Origin of the sequence: Bradyrhizobium sp. HKCCYLRH1030 (genome assembly GCF_051168395.1) — a bacterium.
Classification (GTDB): domain Bacteria; phylum Pseudomonadota; class Alphaproteobacteria; order Rhizobiales; family Xanthobacteraceae; genus Bradyrhizobium.
The window spans coordinates 132,715-157,408 of record NZ_JBNPUY010000001.1; the positions used below are offsets into that span (position 1 = coordinate 132,715).

At 65.8% G+C, this 24,694-nt stretch carries 23 protein-coding genes; 18 read left to right on the top strand and 5 right to left on the bottom strand.

Annotated elements, in window-relative coordinates; translation table 11 throughout:
* Positions 1-265: 265 nt before the first annotated feature.
* The gene (locus ACQR1E_RS00585) at positions 266-793 is read right to left on the bottom strand and encodes a flavin reductase family protein (RefSeq protein WP_316165309.1); all 528 of its coding nucleotides are present in this window, start codon (positions 791-793) and stop codon (positions 266-268) included.
* Positions 794-816: 23 nt separating this feature from the next.
* Complete coding sequence (gene styA / locus ACQR1E_RS00590; protein ID WP_316165311.1) at positions 817-2,064, bottom strand: styrene monooxygenase subunit StyA; 1,248 nt, start codon at positions 2,062-2,064, stop codon at positions 817-819.
* Between the two features lie 95 nt (positions 2,065-2,159).
* Here styA and ACQR1E_RS00595 point away from each other — a divergent pair, with 95 nt between their 5' ends.
* The 3 genes from ACQR1E_RS00595 (at position 2,160) to ACQR1E_RS00605 (ending at position 7,301) form a co-directional block, all read left to right on the top strand.
* Positions 2,160-3,065 (top strand): LysR family transcriptional regulator, encoded by a 906-nt coding sequence (locus tag ACQR1E_RS00595; protein WP_316165312.1) that lies wholly within the window; start codon positions 2,160-2,162, stop codon positions 3,063-3,065.
* A 417-nt stretch (positions 3,066-3,482) separates the two neighbouring features.
* Positions 3,483-4,223 carry a metallophosphoesterase family protein gene (locus ACQR1E_RS00600; RefSeq protein WP_316165448.1) on the top strand — a complete coding sequence of 247 codons (741 nt, stop codon included), beginning with the start codon at positions 3,483-3,485 and terminating at the stop codon, positions 4,221-4,223.
* 762 nt (positions 4,224-4,985) lie between these two features.
* Positions 4,986-7,301 carry a hybrid sensor histidine kinase/response regulator gene (locus tag ACQR1E_RS00605; RefSeq protein WP_315750995.1) on the top strand — a complete coding sequence of 772 codons (2,316 nt, stop codon included), beginning with the start codon at positions 4,986-4,988 and terminating at the stop codon, positions 7,299-7,301.
* 18 nt (positions 7,302-7,319) lie between these two features.
* Here ACQR1E_RS00605 and erpA read toward each other — a convergent pair whose 3' ends face one another.
* A complete protein-coding gene (erpA, locus tag ACQR1E_RS00610) occupies positions 7,320-7,661 on the bottom strand; it encodes an iron-sulfur cluster insertion protein ErpA (protein ID WP_315711699.1) in 342 nt (113 codons plus the stop codon).
* A 111-nt stretch (positions 7,662-7,772) separates the two neighbouring features.
* On the opposite strand from erpA, the gene ACQR1E_RS00615 reads away from it, so the two are divergent.
* From ACQR1E_RS00615 to surE, 12 genes are all read left to right on the top strand, one after another.
* The gene (locus ACQR1E_RS00615) at positions 7,773-8,939 is read left to right on the top strand and encodes a deoxyguanosinetriphosphate triphosphohydrolase (protein ID WP_315711700.1); all 1,167 of its coding nucleotides are present in this window, start codon (positions 7,773-7,775) and stop codon (positions 8,937-8,939) included.
* A gap of 8 nt (positions 8,940-8,947) precedes the next feature.
* Positions 8,948-10,744, top strand: coding sequence for an arginine--tRNA ligase (gene argS / locus ACQR1E_RS00620; protein WP_316170167.1), 1,797 nt, complete (start codon positions 8,948-8,950; stop codon positions 10,742-10,744).
* 95 nt (positions 10,745-10,839) lie between these two features.
* A complete protein-coding gene (locus ACQR1E_RS00625; RefSeq protein WP_315750999.1) occupies positions 10,840-12,390 on the top strand; it encodes an SPOR domain-containing protein in 1,551 nt (516 codons plus the stop codon).
* Between the two features lie 42 nt (positions 12,391-12,432).
* Positions 12,433-13,461 (top strand): beta-N-acetylhexosaminidase, encoded by a 1,029-nt coding sequence (gene nagZ / locus ACQR1E_RS00630; RefSeq protein WP_434896539.1) that lies wholly within the window; start codon positions 12,433-12,435, stop codon positions 13,459-13,461.
* Entirely contained in the window at positions 13,458-14,297 is an 840-nt protein-coding gene (locus ACQR1E_RS00635; RefSeq protein ID WP_315751001.1) for a segregation and condensation protein A, read from the top strand. Before nagZ ends, ACQR1E_RS00635 begins: the two co-directional genes overlap by 4 nt.
* Positions 14,298-14,316: 19 nt before the next feature.
* Positions 14,317-15,414 carry an SMC-Scp complex subunit ScpB gene (scpB, locus tag ACQR1E_RS00640; RefSeq protein ID WP_316192975.1) on the top strand — a complete coding sequence of 366 codons (1,098 nt, stop codon included), beginning with the start codon at positions 14,317-14,319 and terminating at the stop codon, positions 15,412-15,414.
* A gap of 276 nt (positions 15,415-15,690) precedes the next feature.
* Positions 15,691-15,924: a twin-arginine translocase TatA/TatE family subunit gene (locus ACQR1E_RS00645; RefSeq protein ID WP_006614346.1), complete on the top strand. Its 234-nt coding sequence runs from the start codon at positions 15,691-15,693 to the stop codon at positions 15,922-15,924.
* Positions 15,925-16,036: 112 nt separating this feature from the next.
* Positions 16,037-16,564: a Sec-independent protein translocase protein TatB gene (gene tatB, locus ACQR1E_RS00650; protein ID WP_315711712.1), complete on the top strand. Its 528-nt coding sequence runs from the start codon at positions 16,037-16,039 to the stop codon at positions 16,562-16,564.
* Positions 16,561-17,376: a twin-arginine translocase subunit TatC gene (gene tatC, locus ACQR1E_RS00655; RefSeq protein WP_315827526.1), complete on the top strand. Its 816-nt coding sequence runs from the start codon at positions 16,561-16,563 to the stop codon at positions 17,374-17,376. Before tatB ends, tatC begins: the two co-directional genes overlap by 4 nt.
* 126 nt (positions 17,377-17,502) lie before the next feature.
* Positions 17,503-18,834 carry a serine--tRNA ligase gene (gene serS, locus ACQR1E_RS00660; protein ID WP_315751008.1) on the top strand — a complete coding sequence of 444 codons (1,332 nt, stop codon included), beginning with the start codon at positions 17,503-17,505 and terminating at the stop codon, positions 18,832-18,834.
* A 102-nt stretch (positions 18,835-18,936) separates the two neighbouring features.
* Positions 18,937-19,296 carry a hypothetical protein gene (locus tag ACQR1E_RS00665; RefSeq protein WP_315751010.1) on the top strand — a complete coding sequence of 120 codons (360 nt, stop codon included), beginning with the start codon at positions 18,937-18,939 and terminating at the stop codon, positions 19,294-19,296.
* Between the two features lie 95 nt (positions 19,297-19,391).
* Entirely contained in the window at positions 19,392-20,159 is a 768-nt protein-coding gene (gene surE / locus ACQR1E_RS00670; RefSeq protein WP_316192974.1) for a 5'/3'-nucleotidase SurE, read from the top strand.
* An 8-nt stretch (positions 20,160-20,167) separates the two neighbouring features.
* On the opposite strand, the gene ACQR1E_RS00675 is transcribed toward surE, so the two are convergent.
* Positions 20,168-20,551, bottom strand: coding sequence for a response regulator (locus ACQR1E_RS00675; RefSeq protein WP_315711720.1), 384 nt, complete (start codon positions 20,549-20,551; stop codon positions 20,168-20,170).
* 267 nt (positions 20,552-20,818) lie between these two features.
* On the opposite strand from ACQR1E_RS00675, the gene ACQR1E_RS00680 reads away from it, so the two are divergent.
* Together ACQR1E_RS00680 and ACQR1E_RS00685 are read left to right on the top strand one after the other, a co-directional pair.
* The gene (locus ACQR1E_RS00680; RefSeq protein WP_315712607.1) at positions 20,819-21,466 is read left to right on the top strand and encodes a protein-L-isoaspartate(D-aspartate) O-methyltransferase; all 648 of its coding nucleotides are present in this window, start codon (positions 20,819-20,821) and stop codon (positions 21,464-21,466) included.
* Between the two features lie 107 nt (positions 21,467-21,573).
* A complete protein-coding gene (locus tag ACQR1E_RS00685) occupies positions 21,574-23,028 on the top strand; it encodes a LysM peptidoglycan-binding domain-containing M23 family metallopeptidase (protein ID WP_315711721.1) in 1,455 nt (484 codons plus the stop codon).
* 51 nt (positions 23,029-23,079) lie between these two features.
* Here ACQR1E_RS00685 and ACQR1E_RS00690 read toward each other — a convergent pair whose 3' ends face one another.
* On the bottom strand, positions 23,080-24,096 hold the full coding sequence (locus ACQR1E_RS00690; RefSeq protein WP_316225520.1) for an ATP-binding protein: 1,017 nt from the start codon (positions 24,094-24,096) through the stop codon (positions 23,080-23,082).
* 203 nt (positions 24,097-24,299) lie between these two features.
* Between ACQR1E_RS00690 and yajC the strand changes: the two genes are divergently transcribed.
* The gene (yajC, locus tag ACQR1E_RS00695) at positions 24,300-24,668 is read left to right on the top strand and encodes a preprotein translocase subunit YajC (RefSeq protein WP_006614336.1); all 369 of its coding nucleotides are present in this window, start codon (positions 24,300-24,302) and stop codon (positions 24,666-24,668) included.
* Positions 24,669-24,694 lie beyond the last annotated feature (26 nt).

Here is a 24,694-nt window from a genome sequence, read left to right on the forward strand (position 1 = left end):
CGATCCATTTGACGACGACGCCGGACGGGACGTAAAATTAGGTTCGATCGTCACGTGGCCGCGCTCCGGTCATTCTGGAGCCGCCACAACGGGGGGCATCGACCCCGGACCGATCGGCGGTTGAGCCTCACGACTGTGCCGGACCCGCAGTCTTCAATGTGACGATGTTTGGCTCACTAAGTCGTCCCGGCGGACCGCATCAGATTTTCCACTGACTTGGAGGGTGGGCAAAGGCGCGCAGCGCCGTGCCCACCGCGCACCACGATCAGATCGTCCACCCCTCTGCCGGATACGCCAGCCCGTCGCTTGGCAATATCTCCGCGCCCAGCCCATTGCGAAACCGGCTGGCGTAGAATGCCAGCGGCAGGCCGTCCTGGTGGCGGCACCAGCGGACCTCGCCGATGAACACCGTGTGGTCGGCGATCTCGACCGTGCTCACGACCTCGCAGCCGAATTGCGCGATGGCCGCCGGCAGCAGGAAGAAGCCGTCACGCGCGTCCAAGGCAGGCGCGCCCTGTGCGAGGGCCGCGCCGGCGAAATGCCGGCCGATCGCGACATCATCGGCCGCGAGCACATTCACCGCATAGCGGCCGGACGCGCTCACCGCCTGCCAGGTGCGGCCGCGCTTGAGCGAGACCAGCACCGTCGGCGGCTGCGTCGAGACCGTGGTGAAACTGTTGGCGGTCATGCCGACCGGCGCGCCGTCGCCATCGCTGCTGGTGACGACGGTCACGCCGGTGGAGAACCGCGACGCGGCTGCGCGAAAACCCGCGGCATCGGGATGATGGCTCATCGGCCGCTCTCCGTCATCACGCCTCACGCCGCGAGCCGCGTCCGCTCGTCGATCCAGGCATGAATGCGCCGCTCGCTCGCCAGCCGGTCCCACTGCCGCTCCGGGTAGTTGAAATTGTCGGTGAACTCGTCGCAGAGCCCGCGATCCTGCGCCATGGTGAAGATCAGCCGGCCCATCGCCTCCGACGGCGGCTGCAGCATCAGGTTGGTCCAGCGCGCCGCGGCGAGCACGCGGTTCTCGCGCGCGCGATCGACCGTCTCGACGAAGCGGTCGTCGAACGCCACCGCCTCGGTGATCGCCTTGCCGAGTTCGAACGCGGCATAGGAGGCCATGTTGGCACCCTGGCCCATCATCGGATCGACCACGGAGTGCACGTCGCCGAGCGCAATCGCGATCTTGCCGTCGTCGAAGGTGACCGAGGAGCGCCGCACGGTCGGCACCACGGCGCCCTGCAAGAGGTCCAGCGGCTGCAGATCGAAGCGGTGCGTGTCGATCCGGTTGTAGGTGTGCGGATGGTGCTTCTCCAGCTTGTCGAGCAGCGTCTGCCGGAAGGCTGAGGGATCGGCGTCGTAGTTGAGCGACACCAGCTCGGCCATGTCACCGCCGGGAATGTTCTCCATCAGCAGCGCCGTCTTCATGCCGCCGAAGGTGAGCGTCGGAATCACGATCATCTCGCCATGGCCCGGAGAGACCGACAGCGTCACGCCGCGCGGATCGTCGCCCTCGGGGCTGCCGTGGTCGACGCCGTCATAGAGGCCGACGCAGAGCAGGCGCTGCGGCTGGTTGTAGGGCGACAGCTCCGGCCGGTGGCTGAACATCCGCCCCAGCGCGCCCTTGCCGGTCGATACCACCAGCAGGTCGAAGCGCGCCACCAGCGCCGGAATGTCGTCGTCCTGGATGCTGGCATATTCGATCGCGCCGCCGCGGTCCTCGAAATCCTTCATCAGCGCCGGCAGGTAGATCCGGTAGTCGACCGCGCGGCTCGGCTGCTTGAAGGCCCCGCGAAAGAGCAGGGGGCTGCCGGGGAAATTGAAGTAGTGATCGTGGTGGTGATAGACGAATTCGGGACTGTCCCAGTGGTTCACGCCGAGCTCGTTCTCGCGCGCCACGGTGATGCCGTGATGGGCCACCGTGTTCATCAACCGCGTTGCAGCATACTGTTCCGGCTCGCGGTCGGTCAGAACCGTGGCCTGGATGCCTTTCTTCTGCAGATACAGCGCCAGGTGCAGCCCGCCGATGCCGGCCCCGACGATGCCAATCGACTTCTCCATGGTCTCCCTCCGTTTGATTTTTTGAGAGGCTAGACCGGCCCGCCTCCTGACGTATACGGAATGACGAGAATAAAACTCATTCCGGGGAGGAATGGATGGACCGGATCGACGCGCTGCAGACCTTCATCCGCGTCATGGAAGCCGGCAGCTTCACCCAGGCCGCGGCCGATCTGGGCCTGGGACAGCCGGCGATCACCAAGCGCATCGCGCTCTTGGAGGAGCAGTTCGGCTGTCGCCTGTTCGTCCGCACCACGCGCAAGCTCCGGCCGACAGCCGAGGCCGATCGCGTCCTCAAGCTCGCCAAGGACATCGTCAGCTTGTTCGAGAGCGCGGGCATGCCGTCGCCGAAGCGCGTCGGCGCGCCCTCGGGCACCTTGCGGATGACGGTGCCGACCTCGTTCGGCCGCCATTTCTTCAGCGACGTCTTCGCCGAATATGGCCGCCGTTATCCCGAGGTGCGGCTCGACATCCGCTTCACCGAGCAGTTCGTCGACCTCGTGGAGACCGGGACGGAGCTCGCCATCCGCATCGGCGTGCTCAGCTCCAGCTCGCTGGTCGCGCGGCGCGTCGGCACGGTCAAGCGGCTGCTGGTTGCGGCGCCATCGCTGCTCGCAAGACACCGCCCGCCGCGGTTGCCCAATGATCTGCGCCAGCTCCCCTGCGTGACCTATTCGCGGCTGTCGCCGAAGAACGAGTGGAGCCTCGAATCCGAAACCGGCCGCCACGTCGTCGGCATCACGCCCTCGCTCACCTGCGACGACGCCGACATCATGACCCTGGCGGCGCTGGAAGGCCTCGGCGCCGCCGTGCTGCCGGACTGGTGCGCGGTTCAACACATTGCGTCAGGCAGGCTCATCCATCTGCTACCCGACTACGACGTTCCGTCGCTGCCGCTTCACGTCGTCTATCCCGACCCGCAATGGATGTCGCACCGCGCCCGCCTGTTCCGCGACCTGATCATCGAGCGCGCGGATGTGTTCACGATCGGGGCGCTGCAGTGAGGGAGTTTTCGCAACCACCAAGGGAGCAGTGCCCTCGCGACAAACGCGACTGTCTTCGCCCGGCTCGACCGGGCGATCCAGTGCGCCGAGGCGGTTGTGGCGATACCGATGGACCGCGGCGTACTGGATGCCCGCCTGCGCGGGCATGACGGCGAGGATGTGGCTGCATGGGAGCTGAAGACGCGCAGCAACGCCTCAGCGTCGTGGGCGCCGAGGCCACCGCTTCCGCTGCAGTATAGATGGAGCGAGGAGGCGCCGCGCTCTAGTTCATCCGGCGTCTCCACCGTCGTTGCGAGCGAAGCGAAGCAATCCAGGGCCGCCAAGGGCTCTGGGTTGCTTCGCTTCGCTCGCAATGACGAGGATGCTAGAGTTCTACCTCAAGCGACTGAAGAGAGACGGGACTGCGAGGGGGCGACAATGCGGCTGGCTGTGATTTCCGACGTGCATGGCAATCTGCCGGCGCTGGAGGCGGTGCTCGCGGACATCAAGATGCGCGGCGTCGACGCCACGGTCAATCTTGGCGACTGCGTGACCAGCCCCCTGTGGCCGCGGGAGACGTTCGATCTGCTGCAATCCGTGACGCTGCCCACGGTGCGCGGCAATCATGACCGCTGGATCGAGGAATGGCCGGAGGAGAAGTTGTCGCCGGCCGGCCGCTTCGCGCAGGTCGCGCTGACCGCTGAACAGCGCCGTGTGTTGCATGCCCTGCCGGCGCGGATCGCGCTGGAGCATGGCATCCTCGCTGTGCATGGCACGCCAGACGATGACTGTGCCCTCCTGCTCGAAGAGATGCTGGACGATGGCCGCTACGTCCCGGCGCGTCGCGACGTGCTCATCTCACGGCTCACCAACATCGGCGGCGCCACGCTGGTGCTGTGCGGCCACAGCCATCGGCAGGCGGTGGTGCAGGTGCCCCGTGGGCCGCTGGTGATCAACCCCGGCAGCGTCGGCTGCCCGGTGTTCGGCGACATCCCGATCGCAGCCCAGCTCGAACATCGCTCGCCGCACGCGCGCTATGCGGTTCTGACCGAGCGACGCGGACATTGGCAGGCCGAGCTGCTGGCGCTGACCTATGACTGGGATCACGCGGCGGCGCGTGCCGCCGAAAACGGTTTTCCGCATTGGGCCAGTGCCTACGCCTCCGGCGCGGTGCTGTGAGGGATCAGCGAACAACGACGTGGTGATTGCGATCCCGCGTGCACGTCGGGCAAATCGATCCACCGCATGACCCATGTTGGCGATGCCAATTGGGCGCAGCCGGCGTCGAATAGCGTGCGCCGAGAGATTAATTTCACGAGCGCCTTCAAGCTGATTTGCCCTGTCCAGTCCCGGTGCGAAAAATATCGTGGTTTCGCTTTTACAGAATTCATGCTCCTATGTCGCCGTCCCGCCCCGGCACGAGGGGCGTATCGCGATCGTCACGACACGCGGGGTGGGATGCGATGGGCGTCGTGGGCCGCAGCATGGCGTGATGCCGTGCGGACGAACGGCACAGGGCGCACGCCGAAATCGCATGGTCCTGGTCTCCCGACGCTGAGGCCACGCCGGTGGTGACGATGATCCGCCGGTCACGGGGGCAAGACAGCCCGGTCCCCGGGGAGAATGCGTATAAGGCGTAGAGCCGTCGTGCAGGGAATGCCGGTTGACCGGCTGGACCTGTGGTGACTGCCGCCTGCTTTCTTTCTGCAGGCGGGCCATGGGTTGCGGCCAGCACCCGGCATTCCCTGCGCCCTCGACCTGAACGAGGGGGAAACGGACGATCATGACTCGGGCACATCGTGCCGCGGGAACGATGAGTTGCATCCGGCGCTGCCAGCGCGCGCATTCGGAGGTTCCGTAATTCTACGGGCGGAACAATTAACGCGGCTGAAGCAGCCGATCAGGCATGGCAAGGGACCACAAGGAAAGCATCGCGCCCTCATGAATTGGCCTGGGGATCCCACGAGTTCGAAGCGAACCGCAAGCGCCAGTCCGCTGGGCGCGTTCTTCCTTTGGATCGGCGGCTTCGGCGCCATCGAGGGTCTCGACGACGAAGCGCTGACCGAGCGCGATCGCCGGCGCATCCGGGCGCGGCAGGTCGATGCCGTCGCGCGCCTCGTCCCCGTGACAATCGGCATCAATTTCGCGAACGCGGCCATCATTCTCGGCGTGTTCTGGAACACCGTCTCCAATCTCTTCCTCATCGCGTGGGGCACTGCGATCGGCGTGGCCGGCGGCATGGCGCTGCGCGGCTGGTGGCGCGCGCGCAAGTCGCGGCCGCAGGAGGCGTCCGAGCGCGCCATCTCCCGGATGACGCTGCAGGCGTTCTTCTTGGCGACGATCTGGGGATCGCTGCCGCTGATCGTGATGCCGCAGGTCGATCCGCATCTGCAGATCATCGTGGGTTCGCTGATGACCGGGATGATCTCCGGTGGCGCGTTCGCGATGTCGAGCGTGCCGCGGGCTGGTCTCGCCTACACCTGGACCCTGATGCTCGCCTCGGTGGGCTCGCTGTTTCTGTGCGGCGGCGCGACCTATCTCGTGCTCGTCGTGTTCCTGCTGCTCTACACCTCGTTCATGGTGCGGCACCTGGTGTCGCACGGCAACGTGTTCCTGGAGAACCTGAAGGCGCAGATCCGGCACGAGCGCCAGAACGAGACGATCTCGCTGCTCCTGAAGGAATTCCAGGAAAACGCCGCGAGCTGGCTGTGGCAGACCGATGCCGAGGGCCGGCTGATCGACGCGCCGCAGCGTTTCGCCGACGTGGCCCAGCTTCCGCTCGATCAGCTCAAGGGCGAGCGGCTGATCGATACGCTGAAATATCTCTGCCCGACCGATACGGCGACGCTCAAGACGTTGGCCGATCGCATGGCGCAGCGGCTGTCGATCCCGGAAATTCTGATCCATGTCGTGGTGGCTGGCGGCGAGCGCCGCCGTTGGGCGCTGACGGCGCGGCCGGCGCGGGATCACGAGGGCAAGTTCGCAGGCTATCGCGGCTTCGGCCGCGACGTCACCGAGCGCTGGCGGGCCGAGCAGGCGGAAGCCGAAAGCCGTGCCAAATCCGACTTCCTGGCAATGATGAGCCACGAGATCCGCACCCCGATGAACGGCGTGCTCGGGCTCGCCTCGACCTTGCTAGAGACGAAGCTCGACGACGAGCAGCGTCACGCGGTCATGACGATCCGCGAGTCCGGCGACAACCTGCAGCGCATCCTCAACGACATCCTCGATCTGTCCAAGCTCAACGCCGGCAAGCTCGAATTCGAGACGGTGGATTTTTCGCCGGCGGCGCTGGTCGAGGCGGTCACCGCCATCATGGGCGTCAACGCAAAATCGAAGAGCCTGCTGGTCAATGCGGATATCGATCCGAAGCTGCCGCCGGCGCTCAAGGGCGACGTGGCGCGCATTCGTCAGGTGCTGATCAATCTTGCGTCCAACGCGGTGAAGTTCACCGAGCAGGGAGGCATCACCATCGCCGTGGCCTGCCGCACGCGCGACGACCACAGGGCGACGATCGAGTGGCGCGTCTCCGACACCGGCATCGGCATTCCCGCCGATCGGGTCGGCAAGCTGTTCACGGATTTCGCCCAGGCCGATGCCTCGATCAACCGCCGCTTCGGCGGCACCGGGCTCGGGCTGGCGATCTCCCGGCGGATCATCGAGCAGATGGGCGGGGTCATCGCGGTGTCGTCGGTGCAGGGCGAAGGCTCGACCTTCCGCTTCAGCCTGACCTTGCCGTGGAGCGACAAGCAGGTGTCCGATCAGCGCGGCGACCGGGTCGGCGCCGGCGACCTCAAGGCACGGATCGAGGCACTCGGCCGTCCCTTGCGCGTGCTGATCGCCGAGGACGACGCCACCAACCGCATGGTTGTGTCGAAGATGCTGCAGGAGTTCCCGGTCGATAAATGCATCGTTCCGGATGGCGTGCAGGCGGTGAAGGCGGCCGACGAACAGGAGTTCGACCTCGTGCTGATGGACGTTCGCATGCCGGAAATGGACGGCATCGCCGCGACCCGGGCCATCCGGGCCAAGGGTGGACGGCTCGCCGAGCTGCCGATCATCGCGCTGACCGCGAACGCCTTCCCGGACGACATCAAGCAATGCCGCGAGGCCGGCATGACCGACTTTCTGGCCAAGCCGTTGCGCAAGCCGGCCATGGTGGCGGCAATGCTGAAGGCGATCGGAACGCCCGCGCCAAACGTCGAGGCGCCGGCGCTTGCGCCGTCAGATGTCCCGGCTGCGACGGCGGAGGCCTGAGCCGACAACGAGGGGACGCTAGACCGAGAAGCTGGTGCCGCAGCCGCAGGAGGCGGTGGCGTTGGGATTATTGACCCGGAACGAGGCGCCCATCAGGTCGTCGACGAAATCCACCTCCGAGCCGGCGAGGAATGGCACCGAGGCCGGATCGACCAGCACGACCGCGCGATCGCGCTCGATAACGAGATCGTCGTCGGCCTTGGCGCGGTCGATGTCGAACTTGTACTGGAAGCCGGAGCAGCCGCCGCCTTCGACCGAGATGCGCAGCATCGCGCCGGCGCTCTCCTTGCCGAGGATCTCTCCGATGCGGCGGGCGGCGCGTTCGCTGATGGTGACGGGGCCGGTCGAGGCATCAGTCATGGCAGGAGGTCTCCGAGGTAGCGCGTCATGCCCTATTCATTTGGTGCCGGGCGCTCCCCATAGTTAAGTGGGCTCCGCCGAGGAATCAAACCGCAAAAGGAACAATCGCCCGTGTCGGTCGGAATGGCTGCCCCCCGCGCTCCCTATTCCTGCGATCCCGATCGCAGCCGGGGCCGCCTGTTCGCCGAGCCGCCGTCCCGGACCCGCAGCGCGTTCCGCAGGGATTGCGACCGCGTCATCCATTCGACCGCCTTCCGCCGGCTGAAGCACAAGACCCAGGTGTTCGTCTTCCACGAAGGCGACCACTACCGCACGCGCCTGACCCATTCTTTGGAAGTGGCCCAGATCGCCCGCGCGCTGGCCCGGCAGTTCGGCCTCGACGAGGACCTGACGGAGACGCTGGCCTTGGCGCATGATCTCGGCCATCCGCCGTTCGGCCATGCCGGCGAGCGCGCGCTGAACCGCTGCATGGCGGACCATGGCGGCTTCGACCACAATGCCCAGACATTGCGCATCGTCACGTCGTTCGAGCAGCGCTACCCGGATTTCGACGGACTCAACCTGACCTGGGAATCGCTCGAAGGCATCGTCAAGCACAACGGGCCGTTGCAGGAGCCGATCCCGCCGGGAATCGCCGAGTTCAATACCCGGTTCGACCTGGAGCTGTGGAGCTACGCCTCGCTCGAGGCTCAGGTCGCGGCGCTCGCGGACGACATCGCCTATGATGCCCACGACATCGACGACGGGCTGCGGGCCGGCCTGTTCACGGTCGACGACCTCAAGGAGATTCCGCTGCTGGCCGCGATGATCGCCGAGATCGACCGCCAATATCCGGCGCTCGATCCGATCCGGCGCGGCGCCGAGCTGGTGCGCGAGCTGATCTCCTACCTGATCGCAGCCGTAGCGGCAGAGGCCGAGCGCCGGATCGCGCGGGCGCAGCCGATGTCGCCTCACGACATCAGGCGGCACAGCGGGCCGCTGGTGGCATTTCCGGCCGATGTGGCCGAGCATGAGGCGACCATCAAGGGGTTTCTCTGGCAGCGGATGTACCGCCATGAGCGGGTGATGCGGGTGATGCGCGACGCCGAGCGCATCGTCGCCGACCTGTACGGCCGCTACCATGAGGACGGTTCGACGCTGCCCGCGGGCTGGCTGGACGGTTGCGACGGCGAGGGCGATCGGGCTCGCCGCATCGGCCATTTTATCGCCGGAATGACGGACCGTTTCGCCTTAACGGAGCACCACCGGCTTTTTGACTCGACTCCGGATTTGCGTTAGGCGGCGGCATGGTTGAACAAGCGTCCACCCCCTATCTTTTCGCCGACATGCTGGCCCGCGTGCACGCGATCTGCGCCGCGCTCGCCAAGGATGGCGGCTGGCCCGAGGGCATCGATTTTTCGCGCGTGGTCGTCGAGCCGCCGCGCGACCCGAGCCATGGCGACATGGCCACCAACGCGGCGATGGTGCTCGCCAAGGAGGCGAAGGCTAAGCCGCGTGATCTCGCCGAGCAGATCGCCCAGCGCCTGCGCGAAGATGCGCTGGTGGCGAAGGTCGACGTCGCCGGTCCGGGTTTCATCAATCTCACTTTACAGCCGACGGTTTGGGCGAAGGCGCTGGCGACGATCCTGCGCGAAGGCGCCGAATACGGCCGCGTTGCGCCGGTGCCGGGCGCGCCGAAGGTCAACGTCGAATACGTCTCGGCCAATCCGACCGGGCCGATGCATGTCGGCCATTGCCGTGGCGCCGTGTTCGGCGACGCGCTATGCAGCCTGTTGCAGTTCGCCGGCCGCGACGTCACCCGCGAGTACTACATCAACGATGCCGGCGCTCAGGTCGACGTACTCGCGCGCTCCGCCTTCCTCAGATATCGCGAGGCGCTGGGCGAGGACATCGGCGCGATTCCGGAAGGGCTCTATCCCGGCGACTATCTCAAGCCGGTCGGGCAGGCGCTCGCGGCCGAGCACGGCGACAAGCTCAAGGCGCTCGCTGAGACCGAGTGGCTGCCGATCGTGCGCGACAAGGCGATCGCGATGATGATGGCCGAGATCAAGGATGATCTCGCCGCGCTCAACATCCGTCATGACGTGTTCTTTTCGGAGCGCTCGCTGATTGCAGGCAGCACCAACAAGGTTGCCGACACGATCGAGTTCCTGCGCGAGCGGGGTGACGTGTATGAAGGCCGTCTGCCGCCGCCCAAGGGCGCGCCGGTGGAGGATTGGGAGGATCGCGAGCAGCTTCTGTTCCGCGCCACTGCCTATGGCGACGACGTCGATCGGCCGCTGATCAAGTCGGACGGCAGCTACACCTACTTCGCCTCCGACATTGCCAACCACCGGCACAAGTTCGAGCGCGGCTTCGCCGACCTGATCGACGTATTCGGCGCCGATCACGGCGGCTACATCAAGCGCATGCAGGCGGCGGTGAAAGCGGTGACGGCCGGACAGGCCGTGCTCGACGTCAAGGTCGTGCAGCTCGTCAAGCTGTTGCGCAATGGCGAGCCGGTGAAGATGTCGAAGCGCTCCGGCGACTTCGTCACCTTGCGGGAAGTTGTTGATGAAGTGGGGCGCGATGCGGTCCGTTTCATGATGCTCTACCGCAAGAACGACGCCGTGCTCGATTTCGACCTCGCCAAGGTCATCGAGCAGTCGCGCGACAATCCCGTATTCTATGTCCAGTATGGCCACGCGCGGGGGCATTCGATCTTCCGCAATGCGCGGGAGAGCTTCCGGGACCTGCCGGAGGACGAGGGGGCGCGGCTAGCGTTCCTCCGCGAGGCCAACCTCGAAAAACTCTCCGACTCGGCCGAACACGACCTCTTGAAACGCCTGGCACTGTACCCACGTACGGTGGAGAGCGCAGCGCTGGCGCATGAGCCGCACCGGATCGCCTTCTACCTGTATGAACTTGCAAGCGAATTTCACGCCCTCTGGACGCGGGGGCGGGATTTGCCCTATTTACGCTTCATTATCGATGATGATGCAGAATTGACCAAGGCACGTTTGGCCATGGTTCAGGGCGTCGTCTCGGTTCTGGCGTCGGGACTTGCGATCTTGGGCGTTAATGCTCCTGATGCAATGCGCTGATTGGGGGAAACACACGACTTCAGTTGGGGGCCTCAATCTGGCAGGGTCCGCCTTAGGACGCATATGCGGCTCACCCGCAGGGACGCTTCATCACGATGGCTGATCGTTACCAGGACAGACCCTTTCCCGCTGATGGTTTTGGCCGTGGTGGAAACCAGCAGGCCGATGCCGATCCGCTCGCCGAACTCGCTCGCCTGATCGGGCAGAACGATCCTTTTGCCGCCTCGGGCCGGGCAACTCCGCAATCTCAACCGCGTCCGATGGCGCGCCCCGCGGCGCCCGCGCCGGAACAGCCGGTTCCCGGCATGCCTCCGGCCGGCGCTCCGGCCTGGATGCAACGTGCCCAGCCTGCCGCCGCCAACCCCTTCGCCGACATCGGCCGCGAGCCGCCGCAGCCGGCGCCTGCACCGCCGGCCTTTCCGGCGGGCTATCAGGATCCGCGCGGCCAGCCGGGTTTCCCGGACCAGGATTTCGCGCCCGCGCCCGCTCCCCGGCAGCAGCAGGGTTATCCGAACGCGGAGTTCGCCGATCAGTTGTCCAAGCTCGACTACAGCGTCGGGGAATCGCGCCACGGGTTCGCCGAGAATGACCGCGACTACAACCGCGACAACGGCTTCGACGACAACGAGCCGGACTCCTCGCGCTATGACGATGCGCTGTTCGGGCAGATGGGCTCGGGACAGCAGGGGTTTCAGGGCGACAACGATTTCCAGGACGGCCAATACGGCTATCAGGACGGTTACGACGAGGGCGAGGAAGAGGAGCGGCCGCGGCGGCGCAGCGGAATGAGCACCGTGCTCGCCGTGCTGACCCTTGCGGTGGTCGGCACCGGCGGCGCCTACGGCTACAAGACCTACATCTCGTCCGGCCGTACCGGCGAGCCGCCGATCATTCGCGCCGACAACAGTCCGACCAAGATCATGGCCCAGCAGGATCCGACGCCGAAGGTGCCGGATCGTCTGCTCGGCAATGACGGCGGCGAGAAGCTGGTGTCCCGCGAGGAGACGCCGATGGATCTGAACGCCCGCGGCGGCAATCCGCGCGTGGTGTTCCCGCAGATGAACCAGAATGCGGCTCCGCCACCGGTCAGCGCCGGGGCGGCCCCGATGTCGCAGATGGCCAACGCCAACGGCATTTTGCCCAACAGTGATCCGCGTCCGATCAAGACGCTGTCCGTGACGGGGGGCAATCAGGCCGCTGCGGCCGATCCGCCGATGCCGGCGACGCCTGCAACCAAGCCGGCGGCGACGCCGAAGGGCCGCAAATCGCCGGCCAACGCCAATGCGTCGGCCGCCAACGACAGCCCGATGCCGCTGACACCGCAGCCGGCCGCACCGGCGCGCATCGCCGCGGCCGTGCCGGTCACCGAGCAGACCCAGACCGATCGTACCGGCGGCTACCTGGTCTCGATCTCGTCGCAGGCCAGCGAGGCGGAGGCGATGTCGTCCTACAAGGCGGTGCAGGACAAGTACGGCGCCGTGCTGGGCAAATATGAGCCGATCATCAAGCGGATGGATCTGGGTGAGAAGGGCGGCGTCAGGTACCGCGCAGCCGTCGGACCCTTCGCGACGAAGGAAGAGGCCAACAAGATGTGCGGATCGTTGAAAACTGCCGGCGGACAGTGTTTCCCGTTTAGCAACAATTAAGGCCTGCTTGACCGGCCCCGAGGCGGGGTCTATGCGGCCCGCATGACCATGCGGGCTTTCATTACCGGCATCTCCGGGCCTGATCTCACCGACGCCGAGCGCGCGTTCATCGGCGAGTTCAGGCCCTGGGGCTTCATCCTGTTCAAACGTAACGTCCAGTCGCCCGCCCAAGTGACTGCACTGGTTGAGGAATTAAGGGCCTGCGTCGGCCGCGCCGACGCTCCGGTCCTGATCGACCAAGAGGGGGGCCGGGTGCAGCGGCTGGGGCCGCCGCATTGGCCGGTCTATCCCGCCGGCGTGGTGTTCGACCGTCTCTACGACCTTGATTCGGCCGCAGGCGTCCGTGCCGCCTGGCTCAGCGCTCGCCTGATCGCCGACGACCTGCTCGCGCTCGGCATCACCGTGGATTGCCTGCCGCTCGCCGACGTCCCTGTCGCGGGCGCCGATGCCGTGATCGGGGATCGAGCCTATGGCACGACGCCAGAAAAGGTGGCGGCGATCGCCCGGGCGGTGACGGAGGGGCTGGAGCAGGGCGGCGTGCTGCCGGTGCTGAAGCACATTCCGGGGCATGGCCGGGCCACCGCCGACACCCATTTCCGGCTGCCGACCGTGGACGCGCCAGAAGCGGAACTCGACGCAACCGATTTCGCCGCGTTCAGGCCGCTGGCCGACCTCCCGATGGCGATGACTGCACATGTTGTGTTTAGCGCGATCGACGCCGCCCATCCGGCCACGACTTCTGCGACAATGATCGAACGGGTGATTCGCAAACGGATCGGGTTCCAGGGTTTGTTGATGAGTGATGACGTTTCCATGAACGCGTTGGCCGGATCGATCGCCGAGCGCACGCGTGCGATCGTGGCGGCTGGCTGCGACATGGTTCTGCATTGCAACGGCAAGCTCGACGAGATGCAGGCCGTGGCCGCCGAGACGCCGGAGCTTGAAGGGCAGGCTCTGATCCGCGCCGATCGCGCGCTTGCGGCGCGCAAGGCACCCACAGGCTTCGATCGTGACGCCGCGCGCGGCGAGCTCGACGCCTTGATCAACCGGCTGGGATCCGCTAGCGCATGACCGCTGAAATTCTGTCGTTTGAAACCGGCCGTCCCACGACGGAGCTGGCCGAGGCCGAACCGGCGTTGGTCGTCGACGTCGAGGGCTACGAGGGCCCACTCGACCTGCTGCTCGCGCTGGCGCGGCAGCAGAAGGTCGACCTTGCCAAGATCTCCATCCTGGCGCTCGCCGACCAATATCTCCAGTTCATCGAGGCTGCCCGCAAGATCCGGCTGGAGCTCGCCGCCGACTATCTCGTGATGGCGGCCTGGCTCGCTTTTCTGAAGTCGCGTCTCCTGTTGCCCGAGCCGCCAGCGCAGGAAGGTCCGAGCGCCGAGGAGATGGCCACGGCACTTGCCAACCGGCTGCGCCGGCTGGAGGCGATCCGCGAAGCCGCCAATCGCCTGATGAACCGGCCCCAGTTCCAGCGTGACGTGTTCCCGCGCGGCAACCCGGAGGCCATAGCGGAGGTTCGTCGTCCCAAGTTCACCGCGACCCTGTTCGACCTGCTGTCGGCCTATGCCATCCAGCGGCAGTCGCGCGTCGTCACGTCCGTTCATATGGCCAAGCGCACGGTCTGGTCGCTTGCCGAGGCCCGCGCCTCGCTCGAGCGTCTGGTCGGCATGACCGAGGTCTCGGACGATTGGGGATGTCTCGACGACTACCTGCTGGACTACGTCGTCGAGCCTGCACAGAAGGCCACCGTCTTCGCATCGAGCTTTGCGGCCGTCCTCGAGCTGGTTCGCGAAGGCAAGCTCGAGCTGAACCAGAAGCAGGCGTTCGCGCCGCTGTACTTTCGTAAGCGTCCACCGATCCAGCCCGGCGCCATGGCTGCGCCGGACTTGACGGTTGAGTAACGAACAAGGAGACCCTGCCATGGCAAGCTTGGCGGAACTGCGCATGGAAGAGCCCGACGAGATCGCGATCGAGCCTGTAGCGCGCCCCGAAGAGTTGCGTATCCTCGAGGCTCTCCTGTTTGCCTCGGCAGAGCCGCTCGAGCAGGCTGCGCTCGCCAAGCGTATGCCTGAAGGTGTCGACATCAAGGCCGCACTGGCGCAGCTGCAGGCGGAGTACGCCAATCGCGGCGTCAATCTCGTGCGCGTCGCCAACAAGTGGACCTTCCGTACCGCCGGCGACCTCGCCTGGCTGATGACGCGCGAGAGCACCGAGACGCGCAAGCTGTCGCGCGCGGCGATCGAAGTTCTGGCCATCGTTGCCTATCACCAGCCGGTGACGCGTGCCGAGATCGAAGAGATCCGCGGCGTCGTCACCTCCAAGGGAACGCTGGACGTTCTGCTGGAGACCGGCTGGATCAAGCCGCGGGGGCGCCGCAAGACGCCGGGCCGTCCGTTGACCTTCGGAACCACCGATGCGTTCCTGGCTCAGTTCAGCCTGGAGACCCTGGGCGATCTGCCTGGCCTGGAAGAGCTGAAGGGAACCGGCCTGCTGGATTCCCGGCTGCCGACCGGCTTCACCGTCCCGACGCCATCGGACGATCCGACGCTGCGGGAGGACGAGGAGCCGCTGGATCCGGGCGATCTCGACCTGGCGCTTGCGCCGGCGGTGGAGGCCGAGCCTGGCGAGGCCGAAGCCGCGGAAGACGAAACGGCCGAGATGGAAACGGTCGCAGCCGACACGGCTGCGGCCGAGGTCGCCGAAGGCCAGATGGCGACCACTGAGGCCGCCGTTCGGGACGACACCTCGTCGCAGGTTGCCGTTGGCGATCTGGAACTGCCGGGCGCCGATGCGGAAACCGAGATCACCGAGGTGGACTTGGCCGTCGAGCAGATCGAGGTCGAGCCGGACGACGAGGCCGTTATCGAGGTCGTCGAGCTGTCTGCCGACGCTGACGCTCAGGCAGACGACGAGGCAGAGGCCGAGGCCGAGGTCGACATGGCGGATGAGGAGATCGACGCGGCCGATGACGCGCACGACCGCGATACCGACGACGACGGCTCGCCGCACCAAAGCTAGCGGCCGGGGCTGTTAACACTCGCGTTATTACGTAGGTCCGGCCGCGAATTGTCGGACCTTAAGTGCTTGTTTTTGGGGGCGTTGGCGCCTACCTTCCGGCCAGATTGGGCTGTCCGCGGGCCGTTTTCGGCTGATGCGCCGCGTTCGTGTTGATGTTTCGCAATCGAATGCTAGAAGCGAAGTGTCGCGGTCAAGTCCATGGATATGACGCGGTTTCGGCGGTAGCGTCGACGGGCAGTCGGGTGAAGGCTGCGCCGGTGTTTGGAGGGTTGCAGGATGGGTTCGCTTAGCATTTGGCACTGGATCGTCGTGATCGCGGTCGTCCTGCTGTTGTTCGGGCGCGGCAAGATTTCCGATCTGATGGGCGACGTCGCGCAGGGCATCAAGGCGTTCAAGAAGGGCATGCAGGACGACGACAAGGCGCCGGAGAAGACCGAGCCCGTCAAGTCGATCGATCACGGCGCCACGCCTTCGGCCACCCGCACGGATGTCGGCAGCAAAGCCGTTTGATCTGCGCGTGAAAGGCGCCGGCGGCGCGCTCCCGCAGGGACGGCACCGGGACCTGTTCAGACAGGCCCGGATAGGCGGGATCAGAGGCGTCGTCGCGTAGGCGGATTGTTTCATGTTCGATATCGGCTGGAGTGAGCTGCTCGTCATTGGGGTCGTCGCGTTGATCGCGATCGGTCCCAAGGAGCTTCCGGGCGTCCTGCGCATGGTCGGGCAATGGATCGGCAAGGCGCGCCGGATGGCCTCGGAGTTCCAGGGCCAGTTCCAGGAGGCGATGCGCGAAGCGGAGATGGCCGACCTCAAGAAGAGTTTCGATGAGGTCCGCGAGGCGGCCAGCGGTTTCACTCCGACCGGCGTGATCTCCTCGTTGCAGCGCGACGTCGACAAGGCTCTCGATATCGAGGGGATCGACAAGCCCGCCGAGCCGGCGCCCGCATCGGATGTGGCTGCTGCTTCGCCCGAGCCTCCTGTGATGACCCCGACCACCCCCGAACCTCCAGTGGCCGAGACCTTCGCAGAGGCTGAAGTCCATCAATCCGTGGGCGAGCCGCTGGCGATCGTCCGTGAAATCAAACCCGAGCCACAGCCTGAAATGTCTGCGTCAGCAGAAGCTGACCGCCCGAAGGACGCCAAAGCGTCATGACCGTCGAAGATATCGAGGCCAGCAAGGCCCCGTTGATGGACCACTTGATCGAGCTGCGGTCGCGGCTGATCAAGGCGCTGATCGGCTTCGGCGTGGCCTTCATCTTCTGCTTCTTTTTCGCCAAGCAGATCTACAACATCCTGGTGCTGCCGTTCGTCTGGGTCGCAGGTGCCGAGAACAGCAAGTTCATCTACACCCAGCTGCTCGAATATTTCATCACGCAGTTGAAGCTCGCGATGTTCGGCGCTGGTTTCATCTCGTTCCCGATCATCGCGACGCAGATCTACAAGTTCGTGGCGCCGGGGCTGTATCGCCACGAACGCAATGCTTTCCTACCCTACTTGATAGCGACCCCCGTCTTCTTCGTGCTTGGCGCCATGCTGGTCTATTTTGCGGTGTGGCCGATGATCGTGCGCTTCTCACTGGGCATGCAGCAGCTCGGCGGCCCCGAGACGGCGCAAATCGCGCTGATGCCCAAGGTCGGTGAATATCTGTCGCTGATGATGTCGCTGATCTTCGCCTTCGGCATCGCGTTCCAGCTCCCGGTCATCCTGACCCTGCTCGGCCGCATCGGCATCGTCACCTCGCAGATGCTGAAGGAGAAGCGGCGCTATTTCATCGTGATCGCCTTCATCATCGCGGCCGTGCTTACGCCGCCGGACGTGCTCAGCCAGGCCTCGCTGGCGCTGCCGCTGCTGGCGCTCTACGAGGGCGCGATCATCGCGGTCGGCATCGTCGAGAAGCAGGCGGCTGCGGCCAAGTCCGGCTCGTCGTCCGGCTCGGGGAATCTCCCGGCCGACCCTTCCGAATAGAACGGTTGCGCTCGGGGACATCCCAGGGCGTTGCCTGTTCCCATCCGGCGCCATTCGCGGTAGTGCAGGCCGGCCCGCGAGCCCAGGCGACTCGCCGATACTCTTCGTTCCCAGGACCGAACGACCATGCACGACATCAGATCGATCCGTGACAATCCGCAAGGTTTCGATGTGGCGCTGACGCGCCGGGGTCTGGCACCGCTGTCGTCGCATCTGCTCGCCATCGACGAGCGGCGGCGCGCGGCGATCCTGGCCTCCGAGCAGGCCCAGGCCCGGCGCAACGCCGCCTCCAAGGAAATCGGCGAGGCCAAGAAGGCCAAGGATGACGCGCGCGCATCGGCGCTGATGGAGGAGGTCGCCAAGCTCAAGACCACCATGCCGGAGCTGGAGGCAGCCGCGAAGCAGGCGGATGAGGAGCTGGCGCGCGAGCTCTCGGCGATTCCCAATTTGCCGCTCGACGAGGTGCCGGACGGCAAGGACGAGCACGACAATGTCGAGCGCCACATGTTCGGCGCCCGGCGCAACTACGCCTTCGCGCCGAAGCCGCATGATGATCTCGGTGCGGCTCTTGGCACCATGGACTTCGAATCGGCTGCGAAGCTGTCGGGCGCGCGCTTCGTCGTGCTGAAGAGGGGCCTGGCGCGGCTCGAGCGCGCGCTCGGGCAGTTCATGCTCGATCTTCATACCAATGAGCACGGCTACACCGAGATCAATCCGCCGCTGCTGGTACGCAACGACGTCATGTTCGGTACCGGCCAATTGCCGAAATTCGAGGACGACCAGTTCTGGGCCGTGAAGGGCGAGCTGATTGCAGAGCCGGATGATCGCCTCAAGACCGAGCGGCTGGGTCTCATCCCAACTGCCGAGGTGGCCCTGACCAACCTGGTGCGCGAGTCCATCGTCGATGAGAAGGAGTTGCCGATGCGGCTCACGGCGCTGACGCCGTGCTTTCGCGCCGAGGCGGGCGCCGCCGGCCGCGACACCCGCGGCATGATCCGTCAGCATCAGTTCACCAAGGTCGAGCTGGTCTCGATCACGACGCCGGAGACCAGCAAGGACGAGCATGAGCGCATGCTGGCCTGCGCCGAGGAAGTGCTGCGCCGGCTCGATCTGCACTATCGAGTCATCACGCTGTGCACCGGCGACATGGGCTTCTCCTCGCAGAAGACCTACGACATCGAGGTCTGGATGCCCGGGCAGGGCGATGGCGGCGCCTTCCGCGAGATCTCCAGCTGTTCGGTGTGCGGCGACTTCCAGGCGCGCCGCATGGATGCACGCTATCGCGGAAGCGATGGCAAGCCGCGCTTCGTGCACACATTGAACGGTTCGGGCACGGCTGTCGGCCGTGCGCTGATCGCGGTCATGGAGACCTATCAGCAGGCCGACGGCTCGATCGCGATTCCCGACGTGCTGCAGCCTTATATGGGCGGCCTCAAGGTGGTGGCCGCGGAGCCATAGCGTCGCGGCAAATTGCATCCGCTCAGGTCGCCGCCATTGCGTACGCGCCGGCGGGTCGTATCCTCGGTTCTGTTCAGCAATTGCTTTTCAGATACCGGCATCATGGCTCTGCATCGGGATATTTTCTGGATCGGGCGGCAATGGGCCGTCACCGGCTCCGGCATCCAGGCGGTCGATCAGCGCCTGAAGGGAGCATTCGATATCGAATCCTCAAGGGTCTGGGACGAGGGCCTGCACGACTCGCTGCGCGATCAGGCTTGGTTCAACCCCGTCGACTTCGAGAAGGCGTTGAGTGTCGCGCGGGTCCGGTTTGCGGCAGTGCCGCGGACGGAGCCTTCAGCGGTGCCGGCGCCTCCTGTCCAGCAGGCACCCGGCGGATCCGGCACATCCAGCCTACCGTTGAGGCTGGGCACGCGAGGGCAGTTCGCCAGGTTCCTGCCGCAGTGGCGGATCCGGCATTGACCGGGTGGTGCCGCAGCGCGCTCAGGTTTGCCTCGATGCTGCACAGCAGATAAGACACCCCCGAACGATGCTTTCGGAGGGACGGAAGGTTGGCCATGCGGATTCTCTGCACCAATGACGACGGAATCCATGCGCCGGGTCTCAAGGTGATCGAGGAGATCGGACGCGCCCTGTCCGACGACGTCTGGATCGTGGCTCCCGAACTGGACCAGAGCGGCGTGTCCCATTCACTCTCGCTCAATGACCCCCTGCGGCTGCGTGAGGTCGGCCCGCGGCATTTCGCGGTGCGCGGCACGCCGACCGACTGCGTCATCATGGGATCCCGTCATATCCTGGGGGTGAAGCTGCCCGACGTGGTGCTGTCCGGCGTCAACAAGGGCCGCAACGTTGCCGAGGACGTGGTCTATTCGGGCACCATCGCCGGCGCGCTCGAAGGCACCATTCTCGGTCTGCCGTCGTTTGCCCTGTCGCAGGAATTCAGCGTCGCAACGCGTGACAAGCCGTCTTGGGACACCGCGCTCAAATTCGGCCCGCAGATCGTGCGCAAGGTGCTCGAAGCCGGCGTGCCGAGGAATACAGTGATCAACGTCAACTTCCCCGCCTGTGCACCGGAAGAGGTCAGGGGCGTCGTGGTCACCCGCCAGGGCAAGCGCAATCTGGGCTTCTTGAAAGTCGATGAGCGGCGCGACGGCCGCGGCAACCCCTATTTCTGGATCGGCTTCGACCGGGCTGCCGCGCTCGATGTGCCCGACGAGGGGACGGACCTCGCAGCTCTCGCGGCGCGCTACGTATCAGTGACCCCGCTTCGCCTGGATCGCACGGACGAGGCGTTCTCCGGCAAGCTCAGCGACATTCTCGGCTGAAGCGCCTTCTACCCCTGTGGCCCAGCGCCACGCAGGGCATGGTCGATCGCCTTTCCGAGCGTCTCGAGCTGGAATGGCTTCTGCAGGGCCGGCCGGTCGCGATATTCTTCCGGCAACCCCGACGAGCCGTAGCCGGTTGCGAAGATGAAGGGACGGTTGCGCGCCTTGATGAGATCGGCCACCGGCGAGATGACCTTGCCGTTGACGTTGACGTCGAGAATGGCGACGTCGAAATAGGTGCTCTCGGCCAGCCGCATCGCTTCGCCGATTTCGCCGGCTTCGGCCGCGACGGTGTAGCCGAGCTCTTCCAGCATGTCGGCGACCATCATTCGGATCATGACTTCGTCTTCAACCAAAAACACAGAGCCGCGCGGCGGCCGCGGTGCAGTCATGATGTCAGTCCTTGCCCATACCCGATTTGACGCTCGCAAATAACGGCTTATGGCGCAACGTCAACAATGTCGTCTTTCACGGTCGTGCGGCGTGGGCACGATCGCCCATAAGGTGAACGAACCGGACCCGACTTGGTTCCTTGTGCGGAACGCGGTCCGTCGTCGGGACCATGACGGTGCATCCGGTTGCGACGGGTGTGCGGAAAATCGGTGCGCAACCCTCGCCCGGCAGGTAAATTGCGCACGAGCCCACCAACCGACATCCCGATGCCCCCAGCTGCTCCTCCCGAGAAAATGATGTTTCAGCTGACCCTGCGTCGGCGGGGGATCAGCGATCAGGCGGTGTTGCGCGCGATGGAAGAGGTGCCGCGGGAGGAGTTCGTTCTGCCGGCCGACCGCCCGGAGGCCTATCGCGACAGCGCGATGGCGATCGCCTGTGGGCAGACCATCAGCCAGCCCTTCGTCGTCGCCTACATGACCGAGCAGCTCAAGCTGCAGAAGTCCCATCGTGTACTCGAAATCGGGACGGGGTCAGGATACCAGGCCGCGATTCTGTCCAGGCTGGCCACCAACGTCCTGACGGTGGAGCGCTTCCGGACATTGGCCGACAAGGCCAGGGAACGGTTGGAGAAGCTCGGCTGCTTCAATGTCGAGGTCATGCTCGGCGATGGCTACGCGCTGCCGCCGGGGGGCGGCCAATTCGACCGCATCATCGTAACGGCGGCGATGGACGAGATTCCCCAGAGCCTGCTCGACCGGCTGGAGCCGGACGGTATCCTGATCGCGCCGGTCGGGCCGCAACACGGGGTGCAGACGCTCGTCAGGAGCACGCGGACGGGTGATCGTTTCGACCGAAAGGAGCTCGTCGACGTGCGATTTGTGCCGGCAATTCCGGGGATTGCGCGCGAACTTTAAACGTGCGGATCAGCAGGCCGCACAACGCTTTATTCGCGGCTTAAGCGCTTATTTACCGCGGCTGTGTTTACTCGAATTCGTTGTTTGTTGCGTACGAGTGAGTAACCATGCCCGCCACTGTCGAGTTGCTTCGCTCGCGCCGCCTGCCGCAAGTTGCGGCGTTGGCGCTGATGTCGTTCGGCGTCGCCGGCTGCAGCGCCGACATGTCGACGCGGCTGTCGCAGACGCAAAATCCGTTTTCAAACCCCTTTGCATCCGATTCCACCGGGTCGGTGCAGGCGCAGCCGCCCCGGCAGCACCAGCAATACAGCCAGTCCTACACGCCGGCTCCCGCGCCGGCGCCTGCCTATTCGTCCTCGGCGCTGCCGCCCCCGGCGGTCGGGGCTCCGCAATCCTATCCGACCGGTGGCGGCGCCGGAGGCATGTCGTCGGGCGGGCGCGGCGTCGCGTCCTATGCGCCACCCGCTGCGGTCCCGGTCGCGGCGCCCGCCGTCGCCGCACCCCCGGCCTATGCACAGCCCGCGCATTCCTATGCTCCGCCGGCCCAGCCGCGCCTCGAGACCACCGGCACCGTGCCGCCGCGTTCGGTCGCGGCCGCGCGTCCTGCCAGTGGCACCAAGATCATCGTCGGCACCAGCGATACGCTCGACATCCTTGCCAAGCGCTACCGCGTGACGCCGGCTGAGATCCTGGCTGCCAACGGCTACAAGGGCCCGCGCGCGTTGTCGCCAGGCCAGCAGCTGATCATTCCGCATCCTGGCGCGGTGGCGGCTGCGCCCGCGGCCCAGCCCGTTGCCGCCGCGCCAATGGTCGCGCCGAAGCCGGTGGCGGCCGTCGCACCGTCCACCGTCCATTTCGTCAACCGCGGCGAGACACTCGCCAGCATCGCCCGCCAGAATCATCTGACGGCGGCTGAGCTCGCCCGCGCCAACAATCTCGATCAGGCTTCGCCGCTCAAGCTCGGGACCAGGCTGACCGTCCCTGGCAGGGCCGTGGCGGCAGCTGCGCCGGTGGCTCCGGTCGCAACCGTTCCCCAGGCGGTTGCGACCGTGCCGGCGCCAGCGCCGACAACGCGGGTCGCGACGGCCGCCGGTCCGGTCCAGACCGCCCGCCTGGCCCAGGCCAATCCGGCGCCCGAGAAGGAGGAGGAGCCGGCACGGCCGGCCGAGACCACCAGCTCGCTGCCGACCTTCCGCTGGCCGGCGCGCGGCAAGGTGATCACCAGCTACGGCGCCAAGACCAACGGCAAGTCCAACGATGGCATCAACATCGCCGTGCCCGAGGGCACCCCGGTGAAGGCGGCCGAAGATGGCGTCGTCGCTTACGCCGGCAATGAATTGAAGGGTTATGGCAATCTGGTCCTGGTGCGGCATTCCAACGGCTATGTCACCGCATATGCCCATGCGAGTGAGCTGATGGTGAAGCGCGGTGATCCGATCAAGCGCGGCCAGGTCATTGCCAAGTCGGGTCAATCGGGAGAAGTCGGATCGCCGCAGCTCCACTTCGAGATCCGCAAGGGATCGTCTCCGGTTGACCCGCTGCAATTCCTCAACGGGGCGTGAGGTCCGGTCGTTTGACCCCACGCAATCGTGGACGACACAGGGCCGCGCAGATTACTGCGCGGCTTTTTGCGTTGTCAGCCGCACGCCGAGGCGGCCCGCCAGATCTTGCGTGAACTGCCACGCGACGCGGCCCGAGCGCGAGCCGCGCGTCGTGGCCCATTCCAGCGCCTCGCGCTCCAACTGATCCTCGGCGACTGCGACGTCGAAATGGCTGCAATAGCCTTTGACCATCGCGAGGTATTCGTCCTGGCTGCACCGGTGGAAGCCGAGCCATAGGCCGAAACGGTCGGACAGCGAGACCTTTTCCTCGACCGCTTCGCCCGGATTGATCGCGGTGGAGCGCTCGTTCTCGATCATGTCGCGGGCCAACAGATGGCGCCGGTTGGAGGTGGCGTAGAGAATGACGTTCTCCGGGCGTCCCTCGATGCCGCCTTCGAGCACGGCTTTCAGCGATTTGTAGGACGCATCATTGCCGTCGAACGACAGGTCGTCGCAGAACACGATGAAGTGGAACGGCGCGGCACGCAGGATGTCCATCAGCGCCGGCAGGCTCTCGATGTCCTCGCGGTGAATCTCGATCAGTTTCAGCCGGTCGGCGGGCTTGCGCGTGACGTTGATGCTGGCATGGGCGGCCTTCACCAGCGATGATTTGCCCATGCCGCGCGCGCCCCACAACAAGGCGTTGTTGGCCGGCAGGCCGTTGGCGAAGCGCTCGGTGTTCTCGATCAGGATGTCGCGCATCCGGTCGATGCCCTTGAGCAGGTCGATCTCGACACGGCTGACGCGCGGCACCGTCGAGAGCCGGCCGTTCGGATGCCAGACGAAGGCGTCGGCCGCGTTCAGGTCCAGCGCGGGCGTGGCACCCGCATGGGTTGTCGCCAGATGCGCGGCAATTGCTTCCAGCGCACGGGCAATCCGGTCAGCCGTATCATCGGAGGCGGGGCCGGCGGGACGTTTTGCCGCGATCTTTGGTGGCTTTTGCGCTGCAGGCCGGGGGCCTTTGGCGAGCGGTCTGAGGGCGTTTTTGGCGGGGGCGCGGGACGAGGCTCTGGCTGGTTTTTTCGACATGCTGCAAGTTCCTGATGGGGCAGCCATATCGGGCCTCGCCGGCTGCCGCAAGCGGGGCGAAATGAAGGGGCGGGGCGCCTTGCTATTGGGACTGCTGCCGCTATATTCCGCGCGAAATTCGCAAGAGGCCGGCCCGCGCCGAGACAAGCGTGGTTCGCCGGCTATTCCCGTCTCACCGGGCGCTGCCCACGAGGATCGACCACATGCTGATCACCCCTGCCTATGCCCAGGCCGCCGGCGCTGGCGACACCAACAGCATGCTGATGTCGCTGCTGCCGTTCGCGCTGATCTTCGTGATCATGTATTTCCTGATCCTGCGGCCGCAGCAGAAGAAGGTCAAAGAGCACGCCGATCTCGTCAAGAACGTCCGCCGCGGCGACACCATCGTGACCCAGGGCGGCCTGGTCGGCAAGGTGACCAAGGTCGTCGACGACGACCAGGTCGAGTTCGAGATCGCCGACGGCGTGCGCGTGCGCCAGATGCGCCAGATGATCACGGGCGTCCGCACCAAGGGCGAGCCCGCGAAGGCAGACGCAAAGGACGACAAGAAGGACGAGAAGGCAGCGAGCTGATCGCCGACCTGGCCGGTTGAACGCCG

Bases quoted from the DNA above. Each gene is read 5' to 3' on its own strand.
- ACQR1E_RS00585 (WP_316165309.1), bottom strand. From the start codon at position 793: ATGAGCCATCATCCCGATGCCGCGGGTTTTCGCGCAGCCGCGTCGCGG.
- styA (WP_316165311.1), bottom strand. From the start codon at position 2,064: ATGGAGAAGTCGATTGGCATCGTCGGGGCCGGCATCGGCGGGCTGCAC.
- ACQR1E_RS00595 (WP_316165312.1), top strand. From the start codon at position 2,160: ATGGACCGGATCGACGCGCTGCAGACCTTCATCCGCGTCATGGAAGCC.
- ACQR1E_RS00600 (WP_316165448.1), top strand. From the start codon at position 3,483: ATGCGGCTGGCTGTGATTTCCGACGTGCATGGCAATCTGCCGGCGCTG.
- ACQR1E_RS00605 (WP_315750995.1), top strand. From the start codon at position 4,986: ATGAATTGGCCTGGGGATCCCACGAGTTCGAAGCGAACCGCAAGCGCC.
- erpA (WP_315711699.1), bottom strand. From the start codon at position 7,661: ATGACTGATGCCTCGACCGGCCCCGTCACCATCAGCGAACGCGCCGCC.
- argS (WP_316170167.1), top strand. From the start codon at position 8,948: ATGGTTGAACAAGCGTCCACCCCCTATCTTTTCGCCGACATGCTGGCC.
- ACQR1E_RS00625 (WP_315750999.1), top strand. From the start codon at position 10,840: ATGGCTGATCGTTACCAGGACAGACCCTTTCCCGCTGATGGTTTTGGC.
- nagZ (WP_434896539.1), top strand. From the start codon at position 12,433: ATGACCATGCGGGCTTTCATTACCGGCATCTCCGGGCCTGATCTCACC.
- ACQR1E_RS00635 (WP_315751001.1), top strand. From the start codon at position 13,458: ATGACCGCTGAAATTCTGTCGTTTGAAACCGGCCGTCCCACGACGGAG.
- scpB (WP_316192975.1), top strand. From the start codon at position 14,317: ATGGCAAGCTTGGCGGAACTGCGCATGGAAGAGCCCGACGAGATCGCG.
- ACQR1E_RS00645 (WP_006614346.1), top strand. From the start codon at position 15,691: ATGGGTTCGCTTAGCATTTGGCACTGGATCGTCGTGATCGCGGTCGTC.
- tatB (WP_315711712.1), top strand. From the start codon at position 16,037: ATGTTCGATATCGGCTGGAGTGAGCTGCTCGTCATTGGGGTCGTCGCG.
- tatC (WP_315827526.1), top strand. From the start codon at position 16,561: ATGACCGTCGAAGATATCGAGGCCAGCAAGGCCCCGTTGATGGACCAC.
- serS (WP_315751008.1), top strand. From the start codon at position 17,503: ATGCACGACATCAGATCGATCCGTGACAATCCGCAAGGTTTCGATGTG.
- ACQR1E_RS00665 (WP_315751010.1), top strand. From the start codon at position 18,937: ATGGCTCTGCATCGGGATATTTTCTGGATCGGGCGGCAATGGGCCGTC.
- surE (WP_316192974.1), top strand. From the start codon at position 19,392: ATGCGGATTCTCTGCACCAATGACGACGGAATCCATGCGCCGGGTCTC.
- ACQR1E_RS00675 (WP_315711720.1), bottom strand. From the start codon at position 20,551: ATGACTGCACCGCGGCCGCCGCGCGGCTCTGTGTTTTTGGTTGAAGAC.
- ACQR1E_RS00680 (WP_315712607.1), top strand. From the start codon at position 20,819: ATGCCCCCAGCTGCTCCTCCCGAGAAAATGATGTTTCAGCTGACCCTG.
- ACQR1E_RS00685 (WP_315711721.1), top strand. From the start codon at position 21,574: ATGCCCGCCACTGTCGAGTTGCTTCGCTCGCGCCGCCTGCCGCAAGTT.
- ACQR1E_RS00690 (WP_316225520.1), bottom strand. From the start codon at position 24,096: ATGTCGAAAAAACCAGCCAGAGCCTCGTCCCGCGCCCCCGCCAAAAAC.
- yajC (WP_006614336.1), top strand. From the start codon at position 24,300: ATGCTGATCACCCCTGCCTATGCCCAGGCCGCCGGCGCTGGCGACACC.